Source organism: Chromobacterium piscinae, assembly GCF_021129175.1.
Taxonomy (GTDB): domain Bacteria; phylum Pseudomonadota; class Gammaproteobacteria; order Burkholderiales; family Chromobacteriaceae; genus Chromobacterium; species Chromobacterium piscinae.
The window spans coordinates 18,912-38,049 of sequence record NZ_JAJOHV010000042.1 but is presented as its reverse complement, the minus strand read 5'-3'; the positions used below and the strand labels follow the sequence as shown (position 1 = coordinate 38,049).

Annotated in this window: 15 protein-coding genes; 3 read left to right on the top strand and 12 right to left on the bottom strand. The window is 65.6% G+C overall.

All coding sequences use genetic code 11. From position 1 onward, the window contains the following. The 3 genes from LQR33_RS12725 to LQR33_RS12715 form a co-directional block, all read right to left on the bottom strand. The coding region (locus tag LQR33_RS12725; RefSeq protein WP_414626565.1) for a sodium:solute symporter family transporter at nt 1-353 on the bottom strand (353 nt) is incomplete at its 3' end. Beyond that, on the bottom strand, nt 350-559 hold the full coding sequence (locus tag LQR33_RS12720) for a DUF485 domain-containing protein (RefSeq protein ID WP_021477974.1): 210 nt from the start codon (nt 557-559) through the stop codon (nt 350-352). The genes LQR33_RS12720 and LQR33_RS12725, both read right to left, overlap by 4 nt. A 39-nt stretch (nt 560-598) precedes the next feature. Further along, nucleotides 599-1,039 carry a GNAT family N-acetyltransferase gene (locus LQR33_RS12715; protein WP_231469223.1) on the bottom strand — a complete coding sequence of 147 codons (441 nt, stop codon included), beginning with the start codon at nt 1,037-1,039 and terminating at the stop codon, nt 599-601. Nucleotides 1,040-1,266: 227 nt separating this feature from the next. Between LQR33_RS12715 and LQR33_RS12710 the strand changes: the two genes are divergently transcribed. After that, a complete protein-coding gene (locus LQR33_RS12710) occupies nt 1,267-3,237 on the top strand; it encodes a phosphocholine-specific phospholipase C (RefSeq protein WP_221667558.1) in 1,971 nt (656 codons plus the stop codon). Nucleotides 3,238-3,279: 42 nt separating this feature from the next. Here LQR33_RS12710 and LQR33_RS12705 read toward each other — a convergent pair whose 3' ends face one another. Both LQR33_RS12705 and dnaE read right to left on the bottom strand, forming a co-directional pair. Beyond that, nucleotides 3,280-3,783 carry a 2TM domain-containing protein gene (locus tag LQR33_RS12705; protein WP_231469221.1) on the bottom strand — a complete coding sequence of 168 codons (504 nt, stop codon included), beginning with the start codon at nt 3,781-3,783 and terminating at the stop codon, nt 3,280-3,282. A gap of 270 nt (nt 3,784-4,053) precedes the next feature. Then, nucleotides 4,054-7,488: a DNA polymerase III subunit alpha gene (dnaE, locus tag LQR33_RS12700; protein ID WP_221663849.1), complete on the bottom strand. Its 3,435-nt coding sequence runs from the start codon at nt 7,486-7,488 to the stop codon at nt 4,054-4,056. Nucleotides 7,489-7,626: 138 nt separating this feature from the next. Between dnaE and LQR33_RS12695 the strand changes: the two genes are divergently transcribed. Continuing rightward, nucleotides 7,627-8,220, top strand: a complete 594-nt coding sequence (locus LQR33_RS12695) for a flavin reductase family protein (RefSeq protein ID WP_200862085.1) — start codon at nt 7,627-7,629, stop codon at nt 8,218-8,220. Nucleotides 8,221-8,227: 7 nt separating this feature from the next. On the opposite strand, the gene LQR33_RS12690 is transcribed toward LQR33_RS12695, so the two are convergent. From LQR33_RS12690 to LQR33_RS12660, 7 genes are all read right to left on the bottom strand, one after another. After that, nucleotides 8,228-9,136 (bottom strand): VirK/YbjX family protein, encoded by a 909-nt coding sequence (locus tag LQR33_RS12690; protein WP_221663848.1) that lies wholly within the window; start codon nt 9,134-9,136, stop codon nt 8,228-8,230. Between the two features lie 124 nt (nt 9,137-9,260). After that, the gene (locus LQR33_RS12685; RefSeq protein ID WP_231177048.1) at nt 9,261-10,892 is read right to left on the bottom strand and encodes an ArnT family glycosyltransferase; all 1,632 of its coding nucleotides are present in this window, start codon (nt 10,890-10,892) and stop codon (nt 9,261-9,263) included. Next, on the bottom strand, nt 10,885-11,136 hold the full coding sequence (locus LQR33_RS12680) for a PhaM family polyhydroxyalkanoate granule multifunctional regulatory protein (protein ID WP_021475037.1): 252 nt from the start codon (nt 11,134-11,136) through the stop codon (nt 10,885-10,887). Before LQR33_RS12680 ends, LQR33_RS12685 begins: the two co-directional genes overlap by 8 nt. Before the next feature lie 72 nt (nt 11,137-11,208). Then, nucleotides 11,209-13,494 carry an NADP-dependent malic enzyme gene (locus LQR33_RS12675; RefSeq protein ID WP_021475036.1) on the bottom strand — a complete coding sequence of 762 codons (2,286 nt, stop codon included), beginning with the start codon at nt 13,492-13,494 and terminating at the stop codon, nt 11,209-11,211. A gap of 155 nt (nt 13,495-13,649) precedes the next feature. Then, nucleotides 13,650-14,978, bottom strand: a complete 1,329-nt coding sequence (locus LQR33_RS12670; protein WP_231469219.1) for a TRAP transporter large permease — start codon at nt 14,976-14,978, stop codon at nt 13,650-13,652. Then, nucleotides 14,975-15,565: a TRAP transporter small permease gene (locus LQR33_RS12665; protein ID WP_166439307.1), complete on the bottom strand. Its 591-nt coding sequence runs from the start codon at nt 15,563-15,565 to the stop codon at nt 14,975-14,977. Before LQR33_RS12665 ends, LQR33_RS12670 begins: the two co-directional genes overlap by 4 nt. Nucleotides 15,566-15,628: 63 nt before the next feature. After that, nucleotides 15,629-16,633: a TRAP transporter substrate-binding protein gene (locus LQR33_RS12660; protein ID WP_166439306.1), complete on the bottom strand. Its 1,005-nt coding sequence runs from the start codon at nt 16,631-16,633 to the stop codon at nt 15,629-15,631. A gap of 181 nt (nt 16,634-16,814) precedes the next feature. Between LQR33_RS12660 and LQR33_RS12655 the strand changes: the two genes are divergently transcribed. Further along, nucleotides 16,815-19,106: a PAS domain-containing sensor histidine kinase gene (locus LQR33_RS12655; protein ID WP_205692469.1), complete on the top strand. Its 2,292-nt coding sequence runs from the start codon at nt 16,815-16,817 to the stop codon at nt 19,104-19,106. Nucleotides 19,107-19,138: the final 32 nt, after the last annotated feature.

Genomic DNA, 19,138 nt, shown 5'->3' with positions numbered 1-19,138 from the left:
ACCAGGCGCACGCCGGCGTGGTCGAAGCGCTGGCTGAGCACGCCGGCCACGGTGTAGCGGCCGCGCTTGCGCAGCGGTCCGGCCAGCAGCAGCAACAGCAGCGGCCAGCCGGCCAGCGTGCCCACCGCGTAGGCCAGCGAGTCGTAGCCCTGGCCCAGATACATGCCGGCGGCGCCGAGAAAGGCGGCGGCGGACAGGTAGTCGCCGGCCAGCGCCAAGCCGTTCTGCCAGGCGGGCAGGCGGCCGCCGGCGGTGTAGAAGTCATTGAGGGAGGCGGTGCGGCGGCGGGCGGCGGCGGTCAGGCCCAGGGTCAGCAGCGTCAGCGCCAGGAACAGAAGCTGGGACGCGCTCATGCGTCCTCCCCGTCGCCCACGCGGCTGTACAGCGTGGATACCAGGCACAGCAGCAGGATCACCGCCAGCGCCAGCAGGATGGACAGCGGCAGGCCGGCGACGCAGCCGGACAGCCAGTCCGGGCGCAGCGCCAGGACCAGGAAATAGCCGAGGCAGGCGGCCAGGGTGAGGGCGGCCAGCAGGCGCTGGAGCAATGCGGACTTCATCGGCGCTTCAATCGGGCAAAAGCGCCAGTGTAGCGCATGTCAGCCGGGTTGCCACTCCAGCAGCAAGCGGGCCTCGCCGGGGCCGAAGTAGTCGGCCTCCGCGCCGATCTCGGCGAAACCCAGCTTACGGTACAGCGCCGCCGCCGGATTGGCCGGGTCCACGGTCAGGCGGATGCTGCGCGCGCGCGGCTGCATCGCCTGCAGCGCCGCCTGCATCAAGGCCTTGCCGGCGCCGCGGCCGCGGCAGGACGGCAGCAGCGCCAGCGACAGCAGCCACAGCTCGTCCGGCCGCTGGGACGGCGCGCCCAGCGCGTAGCCGGCCGGCGCGCCGGTCTCGTCTTCGGCCAGCCAGAACCAGTCCGGCCACAGGTCCAGCGCCTGGCGAAAAAAGAAGTCGGGGTAGACGTGGCTGCCGAACACTGCCTGCTCGATGGCGAACACGGCGGGAAGATCGGACAGTCGGGCCTGGCGTAGCTGCATGGGCGGGCATCCTGCTTGGGTGTGGCGAGCGGGCAAGGTTAATCGATGCGCGTCCAATGGGAAAGGGGAGCGGAGAGGGCGGGGCCTTCCGCTGTCCCGTCTGCCAGCGGCGCCTCGCCGATCGCCGCCGGCTGTCCTTTAATCAAGCCATCACATTGGATGAGCACACTGCGCGCTTGGCCTGGCTTGCCAGGGTCATGAATCCTGAAAATTTACGGAGCGTTGTCATGAGCGAGATGTCACGTCGTGAGTTTATCAAGTTGTCGGCCGCAGGCATGGCCGCCGGCGCGCTGCCGCCGGGGCTGGCCGCCGCGATGGCGATACGTCCGGCCGGGCGCAGCCTGTCGGCGGTCAAGCATGTGGTGGTGTTCATGCAGGAAAACCGGTCCTTCGACCATTATTTCGGCGCGCTGGGCGGCGCGCGCGGCTTCGGCGACCGCAGCGCGCTGCAGCTGCGCAACGGCAGCAGCGTGTTCCGCCAGCCCAATCTGTCCAACGGCGAGTACCCGTTCCGGCTGGACACCAGCCGCACCAACGCCCAGTACCTGACCGATCTGGACCACTCCTGGACCGGCACCCACGCCGCCTGGAACCAGGGCAAGTACGATGGCTGGATCGCGGCCAAGAGCAGCCTGACCATGGGTTACTTCACCCGCGCAGACATTCCCTACCACTACGCGCTGGCCGACGCCTTCACCTTGTGCGACCACTATTTCTGCTCGGTGCAGGGGCCGACCAATCCCAACCGCCTCTACCTGTGGAGCGGCATGGTGGACCCGGCCGGCAAGAACGGCGGGCCGGTGATAGACAATAGCGAGAAGGGCTACAGCTGGACCACCTATCCGGAGCGGCTGCAGGCGGCCGGCGTCAGCTGGAAGGTGTACCAGGTGCTGGGCGACAACTACGACGACAACGCGCTGGCCTGGTTCAACCAGTACCGCAGCGCCAAGCCGGGCAATCCGCTGTGCGACCGCGGCATGAGCTCGGTGCCCAAGGTCAGCGGCAACTCGGTGCAGGATCTGGTGGCCGCCATCCGCAACGACGCGGTCAACGGCACGCTGCCGCAGGTATCATGGATCGTCGCGCCGGAAGCGTATTCCGAACACCCGAGCGCGCCGCCGGCCGCCGGCGCCTACCTGCTGGACCGCGTGCTGCAGGCGCTGACCGCCAATCCGGACGTGTGGGCGTCCACCGTGCTGCTGCTCAATTACGACGAGAACGACGGCCTGTTCGACCACATGCCGCCGCCGGTGCCGCCGGCGGGCACCGCCGCCGAGTTCATCGGCGGCAAGCCCATCGGTCTGGGGCCGCGGGTGCCGATGCTGGTGCTGTCGCCGTGGAGCCGAGGTGGCCATGTCTGTTCGCAAGTGTTCGACCACACCTCGGTGATCCGCTTCCTGGAAACCTGGACCGGGGTGCAGGAGCCGAACATCTCGGCCTGGCGCCGGCAGATCTGCGGCGATCTTTCCAGCGCGCTGGATTTCTCCAACCGCAACCCCAGCGTGCCGGCCTTCCCCGATACCGCCGCGCTGCTGACCCAGGCGCAGCAGAGCAAGAACTGGCCGGCGCCGACCGCGCCGGTGCCGGGCCAGATGCCGCTGGCGGAGGGCGGCCGCCGCCCGGCGCGGGCGCTGCCTTACCAGTGCAACGGCTACGGCAGCACCGACGTCGCCGGCGGCATCTTCTGGACGCACATGCAGAACAGCGGCAGCCAGGCCGTCCATTATTCGATCTACGCCAACCAGTACCGCAGCGACGGCCCGTGGCAGTACGACGTGCCGGCCGGCGGCGAGATCAAGGACTATTTCCACGCCCAGACTTACGGCGGCGGGTTCTACGACCTGACGATGTATGGCCCCAACGGCTTCCTGCGCCGCTTCGTCGGCAATCTCCGCAGCGCGGCCGGCGTGCTGGAGGCGGTGGGCGCGGCATCGGTGGTGGCGGGCGTGCCGCAGCTGACGCTGCAGCTGAGCAACGGGGGCAAATCGCCGGTGACCTTCCAGATCAGCGGCAACGGCTACGGCGGCTCCGCGCCGCAGCAGGTCAGCGTGGCGAACGGCGGCAGCCAGATACTGAGCTGGAATCTGTCCGGCGTTTATGGCTGGTACGACTTCACCGTCAGTTGCACCAACGACGCCAACTTCCTGCGCCGCCTGGTCGGCCACGTGGAAACCGGTGCCGCCAGCGTCACCGGCTGAGCGGTGCCCAGGCCTGGCGGGCGCCGCTCAGGCGTCCGCTTGTCAGGATGACAGTTTGCGGCCCAGCCGTTTCTCCACCTGCCGCTTCTCCCAGTCCGGGCCCAGGATGGGCAGCAGCTCGAAAGTGTTGACCGCCTGCAGCAGCAGGCCTATGCCCCAGCCCAGCGCCGGCCAGACCACCCATAGTCGGTGCGGCGAGGTCAGCAGATTGACGGCGGCCAGCAGCGCCATCACCAGCGCGTATTGCGCCAGGTGGCGGTAAAAGCGCTTGAGGCGGTTCACGTGTTGCAGCGCCAGCATTTCTTCCAGTTCGCGCGAGGCAACGGGCGCGGCGGCGGTATCGGGGGCGGTCAAGTCGGTCATGGCGGGCTCCTGGTTCAGTTCCGAGAAATCGATCTCGAACACGGAGGCCAGCGACCTCAGCGACTCGACGCTGGCGCCCTGGCCGCGCTCGATGCGTTGGACGGTGCGCACGCTCAGACCGCTCAGATCAGCCAGTTGTTGTTGCGACCAGCCGCGTTGCAGCCTCAGTTTCTGTATCAGCATAAAACCTCCGTTCGATCACTGGACGCAGTGTGGCGGCGCTTAGGGCAAGAGACAACGACAGCGGGGCGACAGATAGGCGACAGTGGCGCGCCAATGTCCGCCAGGCTTGGGTTTTCAGCCGAGGCGGGCCAGTGGCGCCGCCCGCGTTTCAGGCGCTCATCGGCATGATAGGGACAGGGAGCGGCCGCTGGCAAGGCGGCGCGTCGGAATGAAAAACGCCGCCGTTCGAGCGAACGGCGGCGCGGGAAGAGGCGGCTTGGCGCCGGGGCCTTACCACAGCACTCTGACTTTGCCTTCTCCCAGCCACTCGGTCAGCGCCATCAGCAGGCCGTCGTCCAGGCGCACGCCCCATTCCTGCGGCAGCATCAGTTCGCCCTTGGCCTTGCCGTTGTTGTAGGCCAGCCGCACCAGGCTGCCGGCGTCCTGGCTCTTGAACGGATGCAGTTCCGCCTTCAGGCGGGCGATGTCGGGCTTGGCCGGCAACTGCAGCGCCAGGCCGCGGGCGTAGCGGCTGCGCGCCTCGCCCAGGCTGTGCAGCTTGTCGACGACGATGCGCAGGCCGCCGGAGAAGCTGTCCTCGCTGACCTTGCCTTCCACCACCAGCACCACGTCCTCCTTCAGCTTGTCGCGGTTCAGCTCGAAGCTCTCGGCGAACAGGCTGACTTCCAGCTTGGCGGTGCCGTCGTCCAGCTGGACGAAGGCCATCTTGCCGCGGTTGCCCACCTTGACCCGGATGCCGGTGACGAAGCCGGCCAACAGCTGCGGCTCCTTGCGCGGGCTGAGGCGGGACAGCGTGGTCTTGATGAAGCCGCGCACTTCTTTCTCGTAAGAGGAGAACGGGTGGTCGGACAGGTAGAAGCCGATCGCCAGCTTTTCCTCGGCCAGCTTGACCGCGTCGCTCCACGGCCGGGTGGCCACCATCTCCACCGCCGGCGCGACGTCGTCGCCGAACATGTCGAACAAGCCGCCCTGGTTGGCGTTGGCGTGCTCCTGCTCGGCGGCTTCCATCGCCAGGCCGACGTTGGCGAACAACAGCGCGCGGTTGGGTTCGATGGCGTCGAAGGCGCCGGCGCGGATCAGCGCCTCGATCACGCGCTTGTTGACCAGCTTCTTGTCGGTTCGTTTGCAGAAATCGAACAGGTCGGTGAACGGTCCACCGGCTTCGCGCGCCTCGACGATGTGGTTGACCGCCGATTCGCCGGTGCCCTTGATCGCGCCCAGCGCGTAGCGGATTTGCTTGCGGTTGACCGGCACGAAGCGGTAGAAGCCGTGGTTGACGTCCGGCGGCAGGAAATCGATGCCGTTCTTGCTGTCCTGGCAGTCGTCGTAGAACACCTTCAGCTGGTCGGTGTTGTCCAATTCGGTGGACATCGTCGCCGCCATGTAGGCCGCGCAGTGGTGGGCCTTCAGCCAGGCGGTGTGGTAGGCCACCAGCGCGTAGGCGGCGGCGTGCGACTTGTTGAAGCCGTAGCCCGCGAACTTCTCCATGTAGTCGAAGATTTCGTTGGCCTTGGATTCCGGAATGGCCTGCTTGTCGGCGCCTTCCACGAACATGGCGCGCTGCGCCACCATTTCCTCGACCTTCTTCTTGCCCATCGCGCGGCGCAGCAAGTCGGCGCCGCCGAGAGAGTAGCCGCCGATCACCTGGGCCGACTGCATCACCTGCTCCTGGTACACCATGATGCCGTAGGTCGGCGCCAGCACCGGCTCCAACAGCGGGTGCAGGTACTCGAACTTGGCACCGTGCATGCGCTGGATGAAGTCCGGGATCAGGTCCATCGGGCCCGGGCGGTACAAGGCCACGAAGGCGATAATTTCCTCGAACTTGCTGGGCTTGGCCTCCACCAGCATCTTCTTCATGCCGGTGGACTCGAACTGGAACACGGCGGTGGTGTTGGCGGTGGCGAACACCTTGTATGCGGCCTTGTCGTCCAGCGGCAGGTGGGCGACGTCCACGTCCTCGCCGGTGGTGTCCTTGATGTACTTCTGCGCCAGTTCGATGATGGTCAGGTTGCGCAGGCCCAGGAAGTCGAACTTCACCAGGCCGATCTGCTCGACGTCGTCCTTGTCGAACTGGGAGACGGGCGAGGCGCCGTCGCCGCTGGCGATGTACAGCGGGCAGAAGTCGGTCAGCTTGCCCGGCGCGATCAAGACGCCGCCGGCGTGCATGCCGATGCCGCGGGTCAGGTCTTCCAGCGTCATCGCCAGTTCGATCAGCTCGCCCGCGCCCTCGCTCTCGATGATTTCGCCGATCTGCGGCTCCACCTCCATCGCCTTGGTCAGGCTCAGCGGTTTGTTGGCCTCCAGCGGGATCAGCTTGGACAGGCGGTCGCACAGGCCGAAAGGCAGGTCCAGCACGCGGCCGACGTCGCGGATCACCGACTTGGACGACATGGTGCCGAAGGTGGCGATCTGGCTCACCGCCTCCTCGCCGTACTTGCGGCGGGTGTATTCGATCACCCGCCAGCGGTTTTCCTGGCAGAAGTCCACGTCGAAGTCGGGCATGGATACCCGTTCCGGGTTCAGGAAGCGCTCGAACAGCAGCGCGTACTTCAGCGGGTCGAGGTCGGTAATGGACAGGCTGTAGGCCACCAGCGAGCCGGCGCCGGAACCCCGGCCCGGACCCACCGGGCAGCCGTTGGCTTTGCCCCACTGGATAAAGTCCGCCACGATCAGGAAGTAGCCAGGGAAGCCCATCTGGATGATGGTGTCGCACTCGAACTTCAGCCGGGCATCGTATTCCGGGCGCTTTTCCAGGCGTTCCGCCTCGTCCGGGTACAGCTGCTTCAGCCGGTCTTCCAGGCCGCGCTGGGCTTCGTGGACCAGGAAGTCGTCCAGCGACATGCCGTCCGGCGTCGGGAACAGCGGCAGGTAGTTTTTGCCCAGCACCACCGAGATATTGCAGCGCTTGGCGATTTCGACCGTGTTGGCCAGCGCCTCCGGGATATCGGCGAAGCGGGCTTCCATTTCTTCGGCGCTGAGGAAGTACTGGCACTCGTTGAAGCTGCGCGGCCGGCGTTTGTCGCCCAGGGTGTAGCCTTCGGCGATGCACACTCGCGCCTCGTGCGCCTTGAAGTCTTCCTTCTCCATGAACTGGATCGGGTGGGTGGCGACCACCGGCAGCTCCAGCTCGCCGGCCAGCCACAGCGTGGCCTGCACAACGTTTTCCACCTGGGCGCTGTCCACGCGCTGGATTTCCAGATAAAACGCGCCCGGGAACAGCTTTTCCCAGTATTCCGCGCGACGCCGCGCTTCGTCGCGTTGGCCCATGGACAAGGCGATGCCGACGTCGCCCAGGTGGGCGCCGGACAGGCACAGCAGGTTGCTGTTGTCGCCGGACTCTAGCCATTCGCGCTTGATCTCGGCGCGGCCGCGGTACTGATTGTGGCTGAACGCCTCGGTCAGCAGTTCGCACAGCCGGCGGTAGCCCTCGCGGTTCTTCGCCGTCAGCAGCAAACGGTAAGGCTTGTCCCGGTCTTCCTCGTTCTCCAGCCAGATGTCGGCCGACACGATGGGCTTAATGCCCTTGTTGCGGCAGCTCTTGTAGAACTTGACCATGCCGAACAGATTCATCAGGTCGGACGCGCCGAGCGCGGGCATCTGATCCTTGACGGCGCGTTTGACCGCGTCGTCGAGGCGGACGATGCCGTCGGTGATGGAAAACTCCGAGTGGAGGCGAAGATGGACAAAGCGGGGTGCGTTCATCCCGGCATTTTAACGGCTGGCGCTGTGGCAAACCAGTTGAATCGCCGACAAAAAGCGGCTGGTGCGGCGGCGGCCATGCACATTAGAATGTTGGCATTCGAAGTCTGGCGCAGGTGAAAGAACGAGATGGAGTTCAATGTGCAGCAATTGGAACGGACGAATCTGTATCAGCTGCTGGTGGGATGCGTGTTGCCGCGTCCCATCGCCTGGGTCAGCACTCAGGATTTGAAAGGCGTGTGCAATCTGGCGCCGTTTTCCTTCTTCAACGTGATGAGCGTCAATCCGCCGCTCTTGGGCATCAGCATCCTGAAGCAGGCGCCGGAGCGGGACAAGGACACGCTGGCCAATATCCGCCTGACTGGCGAGCTGGTGGTCAACATCGTCAGCCAGCCGCTGGCGGCGGCGATGAACGCCAGTTGCGGCGCCTATCCGGCCGACATCGACGAGTTCGAGCTGGCCGGCGTGGCCAAGATGGGCAGCGTGACGGTCAAGCCGCCGGGCGTGGCCGAGGCGCCGGTGAGGCTGGAGTGCGCGTTGCACCAGTGCCTGACCTTCGGCCACGGCAGCGGCGCCGGCAACCTGGTGCTGGCCGAGGTGAAATACATCCATGTCGCCGACGGCCTATGGCGCGACGGCGCGATAGACGAGCAGGCCTTGCAGGCGGTGGGCAAGCTGGGCGGCAACCGCTACAGCCTGGCCGAGGAGGCGTTCACGCTGGAGCGCCCTGCCTGACCGGATTTCAAACGGCGGCCAGGGCCTGGGCGGAGAGATCGTCCAGCAGGTTGTAGCGGCGCTGGTATTCCGAACGCTTCTTGCTGGCGATGTCGGTCATCGCCTTGCGCGGCAGCGTCAGCGGGATGCGGTAGAAGCGCTGCTTGTCGTCTGCGGCCTCGGCTTCCATGGTTTGCCAGAAGCTGTCGTAGTCGGCGAAGAAATGCCGGCGATAGCGCCAGGAGCTGTAGATGTGCTCCCTGTTGCCGACGGCTAGAATCTCGTCCGCGCCGATCTTGCGCGCCAGCGCGGTCAGCGCTTCCATCGCCAGCCGTTTCGGGAACAGGCCGTGGGCGGCCTTGGTCGCCTGCTGCACCTGTTCCGCGCCATAGGGTTTGCGCGGGCCTTGCAGGCCGCCGATCACCATCGCCATCTTGTCGCCGCGGCGGGTCAGCGTGAAGGTCAGCGTGGCCAGCGGCACTTGCTCCGCGTCGCAAACCTGCAGCGACATTTCCCCTTCCTTGTCGAAGTTGTGCTGATGCGTGAGCAGCAGCAGCAGGCGGCAGTCGTTCTTGCCGGCGATATCGGCCAGACGCAGCGGCGCGCTGGACAGCAATTGGGCGCGGATGTCGGCGGAGAAGCGCTGCTCCAGCAGCTGGTAGTGCGCGCATAGCGCCTCCAGCTTGCCGCGGCATCCCAGCGAGCGGTACAGGTAGGGGCGGTGGAGCTTGCTGGCCAGCCGTGGATTGCGGCGCAGATAGGTCAATAGCGTCTGCGACTGGCGGAAGGTATCCAGCCAGCGCAGCGTCCACGGCAGCGTCAGCATGCCGCGGAAGACGAATTTGAAGCGGTTCTTGCCTTGATCGAAACCGTCGCGCCGGGAGAACTCACCCGTCGCCAGCGACCAGAACAAATCCACGGAGTTTGTGACAGTCATGCAATACCTCATCCTTGGGAATGTCAGGATAAGATAAATTTGCACAAGAATTTGTTAATAGTTATGTGGGACAGTGTGACGGAATGTGACGCAGGATAGCGCTGTCATGATGAAAAATGCCAATTTACTTGAGAGAGTACAAGCGGAAGCGTTCCTTGCGGTCGCCCGGCCGCTGGAAAACGTAGGCGGGATACAATTTGTCGTAGGGCGGCGGCACTTGGTCGTGCAGCGTCTGCAGCAGCAGCCAGCGGCAGCTGCCGGCGCCGCCCTCGATTTCCAGGCGCTGGGTGCGCAGGCCCGCGTAGTATTCCAGCAAGGCGCGCTGCGGCTCGCCCAGGCCCAGGCTGGCGACGCAGTCGCCGGGCCGGATCAGGGCCGCCGGTCCGGGTTTCAGCGCGGCGAAGGCTTCGCGGTAGCGCATGCCGTGGTCCAGCGCCGGCAGCCATAGCGTAGCCATGCCGCACCAGAGCAGGGTCAGGCCCACGCTCCAGCGCCAGATCAGGCGATAGCTGTTGGCCAGCGGTTGCCGCCAGCACCAGGCGAGCAGCGCCGCCGCGGCGGCGAACAACAGCCAGCGCCCGGGCTGGAACTGCGGCGTCCAGCCATGGAAGCGTCTGCCCAGCCATTCCCGCGCGGGATGGATGTCCAGGGGGAAGCTCAGCGCGGCGGCACAGAGCAGCATATAGGCGGTCAGCGCACACAGCAGCAGCGCCAGCACGATGTTGAGCCAGCGCGGGGGGCGGCCTAGGCCGCGCAGCCCCGCCATGGCCAGCAGCGCCAGCGGCGGCAACAGCGGCAGCGCGTACAGTTCGCGGGCGTCTGCCGCCGAGGCCAGCACCGCCAGCGTGCAGCCGGCCACCGCCAGCGGCGGCAGGATGGCGGGCCAGTCCTGTCGCGCGCGCGCGGCGCGCCATAGCGCGAACAGCGCCAGAGGCCAGGTCGGCAGCGCGTACCAGGGCAGGGTCAGTCCGTAGAAGCCGCGCGCGGCGCGCGGCCCCAGGTTGACGGTGCCGCGGAAGCGGCCGAAATTATTTGCGTCCAGCCAGAGATGAAACAGCTCGGGGCTGCGTTGGTACAGGCTGGCCATCCACCACAGCGGCAGCGGCAGCGCGGCGGCCAGCGCGATGGCGAGGGTTTTCAGATAGGCGGGCCGGCGGTAGTCGGGATGCGCGAGCAGCGCCAGCGCGGCGGCGGCCAGACAGCCCGGGCCTAGCAGGCCCTTGCTGAGGAAGGCGATGGCGGCGCCGGCGCCCAACATCAGCCCGGCGGAGAGCGGGCGGATCAACGCCAGGCTCAATCCCGCCAATCCGCAGCAGAAGCCGGCCAGCAGCGCGGTGTCGGTGATCAGTTGATGGGCGCGCAGCGGCAGGCCGACGGTGCCGATCAGCAGCACCAGCGCCCAGCGGCCATGCCCGGGGCCGAACAGGCCTCGCGCGGCGGCGGCAAGCCCCAGCCAGGCGATCAGGTTCCAGAAGCCGGCGGCCAGTCGGGCGGCGTCGGGCGCGCCCAGCCAGCCCTCGAACAGACGCATGGTCCAGGCGGCGCTGATGAAGAACAGCGGCGGCTTTTCCATGAAAGGTTCGCCGGCGAGTTCGGGAACTACCCAGTCGCCGCTGGCGGCGATATGGCGCACCAGGCCGAAGGTGTAGGCTTCGTCGGGTTTCCAGGGTTCGTGGCCGACCAGGCCCGGCAGCAGCCACAGCAGGCACAGCGCCAAAAGCGGCGCCCAGCGCAGCGGAGCCGGGGGCTCAGCCAATGGGCGGGTCTTTCGGCCGCATCGAGTGCAAGGCGGCTTTCTGCATTTCCAGCGTCTTGATCTGCATCGCCAGCACGCCCATGTTCATGGTCAGCCAGCCTTCCACCACTTTCAGCTCGGCCAGCTTGCGGTCGATCTCCTCTTCCGACATCGGCGGTAGGAAGGCCTGCATGCCGGGCGGCGTGGCTTGTTGCCAGAACTGGCGGAACAGGGCGAACGGGTCGTTGTGGTTTTCTTGGCTCATCGACATTTTCCTGCAATGAAAAACGGGCAAGCGATGCTTGCCCGTTCAGTATAAGACGCGGAGCGCGCCGGATCAGCCCTGTTGTACGGCAACCTGGGCGTCGACCGAGGCCAGCGCCACCATGTTGACGATGCGGCGCACCGACGAGATCGGGGTCAGGATGTGAGCCGGCTTGGCCATGCCCATCAGGATCGGGCCGATGGTCACGCCGTCGGATGCCGACACGCGCAGCAGGTTGTAGCTGATGTTGGCGGCTTCCACGTTCGGCATGATCAACAGGTTGGCCGAACCCTTCAGCGTGGAATCCGGCATCGCCTGTTGGCGGATGCTTTCCACCAGCGCGGCGTCGCCCTGCATTTCGCCGTCGATTTCCAGCTCCGGCTGAGCTTCGCGGATCAGGTCGAAGGCGGCGCGCATCTTCTGCGCCGACGCGGTGTTCAGCGCGCCGAAGCTGGAGTTGGACAGCAGCGCGGCTTTCGGCTGGATGCCGAAGCGCTGGATGGACTCGGACGCCATCTTGGTGATGGCGGCCAGTTGCTCGGCGTTCGGCTCGGCGTTGACGTAGGTGTCGGTGATGAAGATGTTGCCGGTCGGCAGGATCAGCGCGTTCATCGCGCTGGCCACCTTGTCTTCATTGGCGTAGCCGAGCACGTTCTCCAGGATGTCGAAGTGCTGGCGGTACGGGCCGTAGGTGCCGCAGATCAGCGCGTCGGCGTCGCCGCGGCGCACCATCATCGCGCCGATCAGCGTGGTGTTGCCGATCACGCGGCGGCGAGCCTGCTCCTGCGACACGCCCTTGCGCTTCATCAGCTGGTAGTAGTCTTGCCAGTAGGTGTTGAAGCGCGGATCGGATTCGTTGTTGACCAGTTCGAAATCGACGCCCGGGCGCAGCTTCAGGCCCAGTTTTTCGATGCGCTTCTCGATCACGCTGGGGCGGCCCACCAGGATCGGCTTGGCCAGGCCCTGGGTGACGATTTCCTGGGTGGCGTGCAGCACGCGCTCGTCCTCGCCCTCGGTCATCACCACGCGCTTCGGATCCTTCTTGGCCTGGGCGAACACCGGCTTCATGAACAAGTTGGTCTTGTACACGAACTGGGCCAGCTGGTCGGCGTAGGCGTCGAAGTCCTCGATCGGGCGGGTGGCGACGCCGGAATCCATCGCGGCCTTGGCCACGGCCGGGGCGATCTTGACGATCAGGCGCGGGTCGAACGGCTTGGGAATCACGTATTCCGGACCGAAGGACAATTCCTGGTCGCCGTAGGCGGTGGCCACCACGTCGTTTTGTTCGGCCATCGCCAGGTCGGCGATCGCGCGCACGGTGGCCAGCTTCATCTCTTCATTGATGGTGGTGGCGCCCACGTCCAGCGCGCCGCGGAAGATGAAGGGGAAGCACAGCACGTTGTTGACCTGGTTCGGGAAGTCCGAGCGGCCGGTGCCGATGATGGCGTCCGGGCGCACTTCCTTGACCAGCGGCGGTAGGATTTCCGGTTCCGGGTTGGCCATCGCCAGGATCAGCGGATCGCGGGCCATGGACTTGACCATGTCTTGCGACACCAAGCGCGGGCCGGACAGGCCCATGAAGATGTCGGAGCCGGCCATTGCGTCGGCCAGCTTGCGCCAGCCGTTGTCCTTGATGGCGTAACGCAGCTTGGACTCGTCCAGCTTCTCGTCGCGGCCGATGAAGACCACGCCCTTGGAGTCGCAGATGGTGATGTTTTCGCGCTTCACGCCCAGGGCTACCAACAGGTCGAGGCAGGCGATGGCGGCGGCGCCGGCGCCGGAGGCCACCACGCGCACTTCGCCGATTTCCTTCTTCACCAGGCGCAGGCCGTTCAGCACCGCGGCGGCGGCCACGATGGCGGTGCCGTGCTGGTCGTCGTGGAAGACCGGGATGCCCATGCGCTCGCGGCACTTCTTCTCGATGTAGAAGCACTCCGGCGCCTTGATGTCTTCCAGGTTGATGCCGCCGAAGGTCGGCTCCAGCGAGCAGATGATGTCCACCAGCTTGTCAGGATCCAGTTCGTTGACTTCGATGTCGAACACGTCGATGCCGGCGAATTTTTTGAACAATACGCCCTTGCCTTCCATCACCGGCTTACTGGCCAGCGCGCCGATGTTGCCCAGGCCCAGCACTGCGGTGCCGTTGGAGATCACGGCGACCAGGTTGCCGCGAGCGGTGTACTTGTAGGCGTTGAGCGGGTCTTCGACGATGGCGTCGCACGGGGCGGCCACGCCGGGGGAGTAGGCCAGTGCCAGATCGCGCTGGGTGGTCAGCGGCTTGGTCGGGGCAACTTGAATCTTGCCCGGTGTCGGGAACTGGTGAAACTCCAGTGCGCTTTGGCGCAATTGCTCGTCCATTCGCAGGCTCCTGATTGAGAGATGTTCTTTTATGTTGGTAAGGGAGAATCAGCCTCGCATTATAAGGCTTATGCCAGGCCCGGGCTATGCCGTGTCGGACAAAAGCCGCGACGGGCAAAGCCCATCGCGGCGGCATGCCGTCTGGCGCGGAAAACTCAATTCATCATGCCGAGCATTCGCGGCAGCCACAGCGAGATTTCCGGAATGAAGGTGACGGCCAGCAGGAAACCCAGCATGGTCAGCAGCCATGGCCACACCGCCACCGTCAGCTCGGTGATCCCCATCTTGGTGATCCCCGACGCGACGTAAAGGTTCAATCCCACCGGCGGATGGCACATGCCCACTTCCATATTCACTGCGATCAGGATGCCGAAGTGGATCGGGTTGACGCCCAGCTTCACCGCCACCGGGTACAGGATGGGCGCCATGATCAGCACGATGGCCGACGGATCCATGAAGTTGCCGGCCGCCAGCAGCAGGATGTTGGTCAGCAGCAGGAAGGCGACGATGCCGAAGCCCTGGCTGGCCATCCAGGCGGCCATGGTCTGCGGGATCTGCTCGGACGCCATCAGGAAGGAGAACAGCACCGCGTTGGTGATGATGTAGAGCAGCATCGCGCTCATCGACGCGGCGTTGATCAGCACCTTGGGCACGTCCTTCAGTCCCATGTCCTTGTAGACGAACACCGCGATCACGAAGGCGTACACCGCGGCCATCGCCGCCGCCTCGGTGGGGGTGAACACGCCGCTGTAGATGCCGCCTATCACCAGCACGATCAGCAGCAGGCCCCACACGCAGTCGCGGAACGCGCTCCAGCGCTCGCCCCAGCTGGCCTTGGGCAGGCGCGGATAATCGAACTTCTTGGCGCGGAACCAGGTAGTCATGCCCAATAGAAAGGACAGGCACAGGCCGGGCAGCACGCCGGCAATGAACAGCTGGCCGACCGAGGCGGTGGAGACCGAATTGCCATCCGGACCGGTGACGCTCATGCCAGCGGTGGCGATGCTGTACATCACCAGGTTGATCGACGGCGGAAACAGGATGCCCAGCGCGCCGGAAGTGGTGATCACGCCGGCGCCGAAGCGGGCCGGATAGCCCTGTTTCAACATGGCCGGCAGGATGATGGAGCCCACCGCGACGACGGTGGCGACCGAGGAGCCGGTGATCGCCGCGAACAGCGCGCAGGACACCACGCCGGCCAGGCCGAGGCCGCCGTACCAGTGGCCGACCAGGGTGGTGGCGAAGCGTATCATCCGCCGCGCCACGCCGCCGTGCATCAGGAAGTTGCCGGCCAGGATGAAGAAGGGGATCGCCATGATCTCGAACTTCTCGATGCCGGTGAACAGCTTGAGCGCGACGGAGGTGATCGGGACCTCGGTCATGGTGAACAGGAAGGTGAGGACGGTGAGGCCCAGCGAGATGGAGATCGGCATGCCGGTCAGCATCAGCGCCAGCAGCAGGCCGAAGATGATCAGGGCGCTCATGGACGGTCTCCGTGATGCATGTCGTGCGGGTGAAGGTTGTCCAGCGTGTCGTCGCCTTCGATGCCGTCGACGTGGCCGTGGTCATGCTTGGGCAGCGCGCCGGTTTTGACGAAGTTCCACGCCACTTGCAGGAAACGGAAGCACATCAGCGTGGAGCCGGCCGGGATGGCCAGGTAAACCAGCCACATCGGCGCTTCCAGGTCGGGCGAGGTCTGGTCGGTATGGGCGATGTCCCAGACGAAATCGCCGCCCATCACGGCGACGGCGCCGGTGAACAGCGCGCCGGCCAACAGGCCGAACACGATGAACTTTGCGCGGGTCTTGTCGGGCAGCCGGTTGATCAGCACGTCGACGCCGACGTGGATGCCGGTGCGCACGCCGTAGGCGGCGCCGAATTTGGCCATCCAGACGAAGAGATAGACGGTGAGCTCCTGCGCCCAGGACAGGTTGATGTGGGCGAGGTAGGGTTGAAGAGCGGGAATGCCGGAGCCGTAGCGGTGCAGCACGGCTACGAAAGTGATCAGGGTGGCGGCACCCATCAGACAGGCAATCATCCACTCCTCGAGGTGGTCGAGGAATTTCAGCATGGCGGGGATTCCTATGCGCGCAGCGCAGCCGCGCATCGGGCGATGCGCGGCCGTCGGCCTATGTTACTTGCCGGGGTTGAAACCGGTTTCTTTATAAATCTGCTTTAGCAGATCGGGGCCGATGCGGGAAGCCATTTTCTGGTGCACCGGCAGCAGCGCCTTCTTGAACGCTTCGCGCTCCTGCGGCGTGGGTACATAGACCTTGGTCTTGCCGGACGCCTTGATCGCAGCCACGGCCTTGTCGTTCTCTTCCTTGGCGATCTTGTTGGCGTAGACGGAGGCGTCCTGCACCGCGCTGTCCAACTGGGCGCGGACGTCGGCCGGCAGGCCGTCCCAGAACTTCTTGTTGACGATCAGCGCGTAGCCGAGGAAGCCGTGCTGTGTCAGCGTCAGGTTCTTCTGCACCTCGTAGGCCTTGCTGGTGTACAGGTTGGAGGCTTCCAGCTCGGTGCCATCCACCACGCCGGTCTGCAGCGCCTGGTAGACCTCGGAGAAGGCCATCACCTGCGGCAGCGCGCCCAGGGTGCGCATTTCCTCCTCTAGAACCTTGGACGACTGGATGCGGATCTTCATGCCCTTGATGTCGGCCGGGGTCTTGATCGGCTTGTTGGCCGAGAAGTTCTTGAAGCCGTTGTCCCAGTAGGCCAGGCCCTTGATGCCTTTGGTTTCCAGTTTGCCCAAGAGCTGCTTGCCGATCGGGCCGTGCATCACCTTGTTGACCTGGTCGTAGTTGTCGAACACATAGGGCAAGTCGAAGACTTCGAATTCCTTCACGCCCAGCGGGCCGAACTTGGCCAGGCTGGGAGCCAGCATCTGCACCGCGCCCAGTTGCAGCGCCTCCAGCTCTTCCTTGTCCTTGTACAGCTGGCTGTTGGGATAGACCTGGACCTTCACCTTGCCGTGGGTGCGTTGCTCGGCCAGCTTCTTGAAGTATTCGGCGGCTTTGCCCTTGGGGGTGTCCGGCGACACCACGTGGCTGAATTTGATGACGATCTCGCCGGCTGCCTGGGCGAATCCGGAGAGGGCGAGGCTGGCGCAGACGGCCAGCGCTGCATGCTTCAGTTTCATGTAGGGATCTCCATCCATTTGTAGCGTTGTAGTGTCAGGCCCGGCTCGTGCCGGTTGTTGTTGTCGATAAAGTAGAAGCTCTATGGCGGTTTGGCCATTAGGGAATTCCAGAACATGGGCATGCTCCCTGCCAGTCCGCGGCCGCGGTATCATCGATGCGTGTCATCGTCCGGTTTTCGCCATGTCCCCTTCCCATTCCCGCATTCGCCGTATTCCCCACAGGCTATGGCTGGGCGCCAGCCTGGCCTTGCTGGCGCTGCTGCTGGCCTTGTGCAGCCTCAGCTACCTGGTGTACCGCGACTGGCGGGACGAGCAGCAGGACAACCTGATCCAGGAGGTGCTGTGGCTGGAGCAATCGCTGCGCATGCACTTGGAGGCCCACCAGGAATGGGGCGAGGCGCTGGCGCGGGACATCGCCGCCGGCAAGGTGGACAGCCGGCGCTTCGCCCAACTGGCGGCGTTTTACCTGCGGGAGAACCCGGAACTGGTGACGCTTGAAAGAATAGGCATGGACCGGCAGGTGGAATGGGACCCGCATGGCCTGCGGCGCGACCAGCGGCAACTGGGGCTGCCGGAATACGATGCGATGTGGCGCGCCGGACGCCTGCTGCGCAACAGTTACGGCGCGCCCTACCAAGGGCAAGACGGCAAGTACCGCTTCGATCTGGCGATCCCTATCGTCCACGACGGCCGGCTGCTGGGCGGGCTGCGACTGTCCTATCAGCTGGACGCGCTGCTGTACCACCAGGTGCCGTGGTGGATCGCCTCCAAGAACTACATCAGCATCATCGATTTGGGCGGCAAGACGCTGGCGCAGAAGTTCGACGCCGCCGAGCAGCCCGGCAACATCTCGCACCAGACCAGCTTCGATCCGCCGGGCTACGGCCTCTACCTGCGCGCGGTCAGCTACCGCAGCGGCCTGGGTCTGACGCTGCCGGTGCTGACGGTGGTGATCGCGCTGTTGCTGCTGACCCTGCTGTACGCGGTGTGGCGCATCCGCCGCCACATGCGCGAGCGTTTGCTGGCCGAGCAGCGGCTGGCCAAGGAGGTGTCGCTCAGGCAAGCGATAGAGGATTCGATGAAAAGCGGCCTAGTGGCGATCGGACTGGAAGGAGAGATCGTCCGCGTCAACCGCGCCTTCTGCGACATGCTGGGTTTCGCGCCGGAGGAACTGGTGGGCAGCCATCCGCCGCATCCATTCTGGCCGGCCGACCAGCACGGCGTGCTGGCCGACGCGATGGACGCCGTGCGCGACAACCGCCAGCCGGAGCAGGGCTTCGAACTGACCTTGATGCGCAAGCGCGGCGACACCTTGGTGGTAAGGCTATTCGCCACGCCGTTGGTGGAGGAGGACGGCGGCCAGCGCGGCTGGATCGCCTCTATGTTCGACATCACCGAGCGCCAGCGCCAGCGCAAGGAAATGGACGCTGCCCACAGCCGCTTCCTCACCGTGCTGAATGGTCTGGCCGCCGGGGTGTGCGTGGTGGACGAGGACAGCGCCCAGCTGTTGTACGCCAATCCCGGTTTCGCTGAATTGTGGCAAGTGGGCGACGCCGACGCGCCGTGCTGCGTGTTGCTGCCGGGTTTGAAGGCCGGCGAGGGCGAGGATATCGGCCAGGAGTTCATCGTCACCGGCGAGCGCTGCCTGCTGATCCGTCGCCGCCGCATCGAATGGGTGAACGGCGAGGCGGCCTGGCTGGCGATACTCAGCGACGTCACTGCCGACCGCCGGCGCGAAGAGCGCGAGCAGGCGCAGCAGGAGCGCTTCCAGAACACCGCCAGGCTGATCGCGATGGGCGAGATGGCGTCCACGCTGGCGCATGAGCTGAACCAGCCGCTGACCGCGATCCACACCTACGCCGCAGGCGTCAGCCGCCGCCTGCCGGAAGAGCTGGCGCTGCCGGCCGGCGTGCGCGACGCCATCCAGGCCATCGCCGAGCAATCGCGGCGCGCGGCGCAGATCGTCAGCAGCATCCGCGCCTTCGTCAAAAAGCACGAGCCGCAACTGGAGCGGGTGGACCCGGCGCGGGTGGTGCAGCGCGCGCTGGGCCTGGCCGAGCCGCTGGCCGCCAAGAACGCCGTCGGACTGCAGCTGGCCGCCGACCGCAGTCCCTGCCGGGTGGACATGGACCCGGTGCTGATCGAGCAGGTGCTGCTCAATCTGATGAAGAACGCGATCGAGGCGCTGGTGGAGGCGGGCACGCCGCGCCCGGGGGTGGAACTGCACACCTGTGTGGAAAACGGCCAATGGCGGGTGGAGGTGGTGGACAACGGCCCCGGCCTGGCCGCCGGCATGCAGGACAACCTGTTCACGCCGTTCTACTCCACCAAGCCGGAAGGGATGGGTATCGGCCTCAATATCTGCCGCTCCATCGTGGAATTCCACCGCGGCGAATTCGGCGCCGTCAGCAGCCAGGAAGGCGGCTGCGTATTCTGGTTCAGCCTGCCGCTGGCCGGCATGGAGGAGAGCTGAGGCGGGGACTGGTCAAGCGAAATGCCATCGTG

Coding starts and splice junctions, on each gene's coding strand:
- LQR33_RS12720 (WP_021477974.1), bottom strand. CDS start 559: ATGAAGTCCGCATTGCTCCAGCGCCTGCTGGCCGCCCTCACCCTGGCC.
- LQR33_RS12715 (WP_231469223.1), bottom strand. CDS start 1,039: ATGCAGCTACGCCAGGCCCGACTGTCCGATCTTCCCGCCGTGTTCGCC.
- LQR33_RS12710 (WP_221667558.1), top strand. CDS start 1,267: ATGAGCGAGATGTCACGTCGTGAGTTTATCAAGTTGTCGGCCGCAGGC.
- LQR33_RS12705 (WP_231469221.1), bottom strand. CDS start 3,783: ATGCTGATACAGAAACTGAGGCTGCAACGCGGCTGGTCGCAACAACAA.
- dnaE (WP_221663849.1), bottom strand. CDS start 7,488: ATGAACGCACCCCGCTTTGTCCATCTTCGCCTCCACTCGGAGTTTTCC.
- LQR33_RS12690 (WP_221663848.1), bottom strand. CDS start 9,136: ATGACTGTCACAAACTCCGTGGATTTGTTCTGGTCGCTGGCGACGGGT.
- LQR33_RS12680 (WP_021475037.1), bottom strand. CDS start 11,136: ATGAGCCAAGAAAACCACAACGACCCGTTCGCCCTGTTCCGCCAGTTC.
- LQR33_RS12675 (WP_021475036.1), bottom strand. CDS start 13,494: ATGGACGAGCAATTGCGCCAAAGCGCACTGGAGTTTCACCAGTTCCCG.
- LQR33_RS12670 (WP_231469219.1), bottom strand. CDS start 14,978: ATGAGCGCCCTGATCATCTTCGGCCTGCTGCTGGCGCTGATGCTGACC.
- LQR33_RS12665 (WP_166439307.1), bottom strand. CDS start 15,565: ATGCTGAAATTCCTCGACCACCTCGAGGAGTGGATGATTGCCTGTCTG.
- LQR33_RS12660 (WP_166439306.1), bottom strand. CDS start 16,633: ATGAAACTGAAGCATGCAGCGCTGGCCGTCTGCGCCAGCCTCGCCCTC.
- LQR33_RS12655 (WP_205692469.1), top strand. CDS start 16,815: ATGTCCCCTTCCCATTCCCGCATTCGCCGTATTCCCCACAGGCTATGG.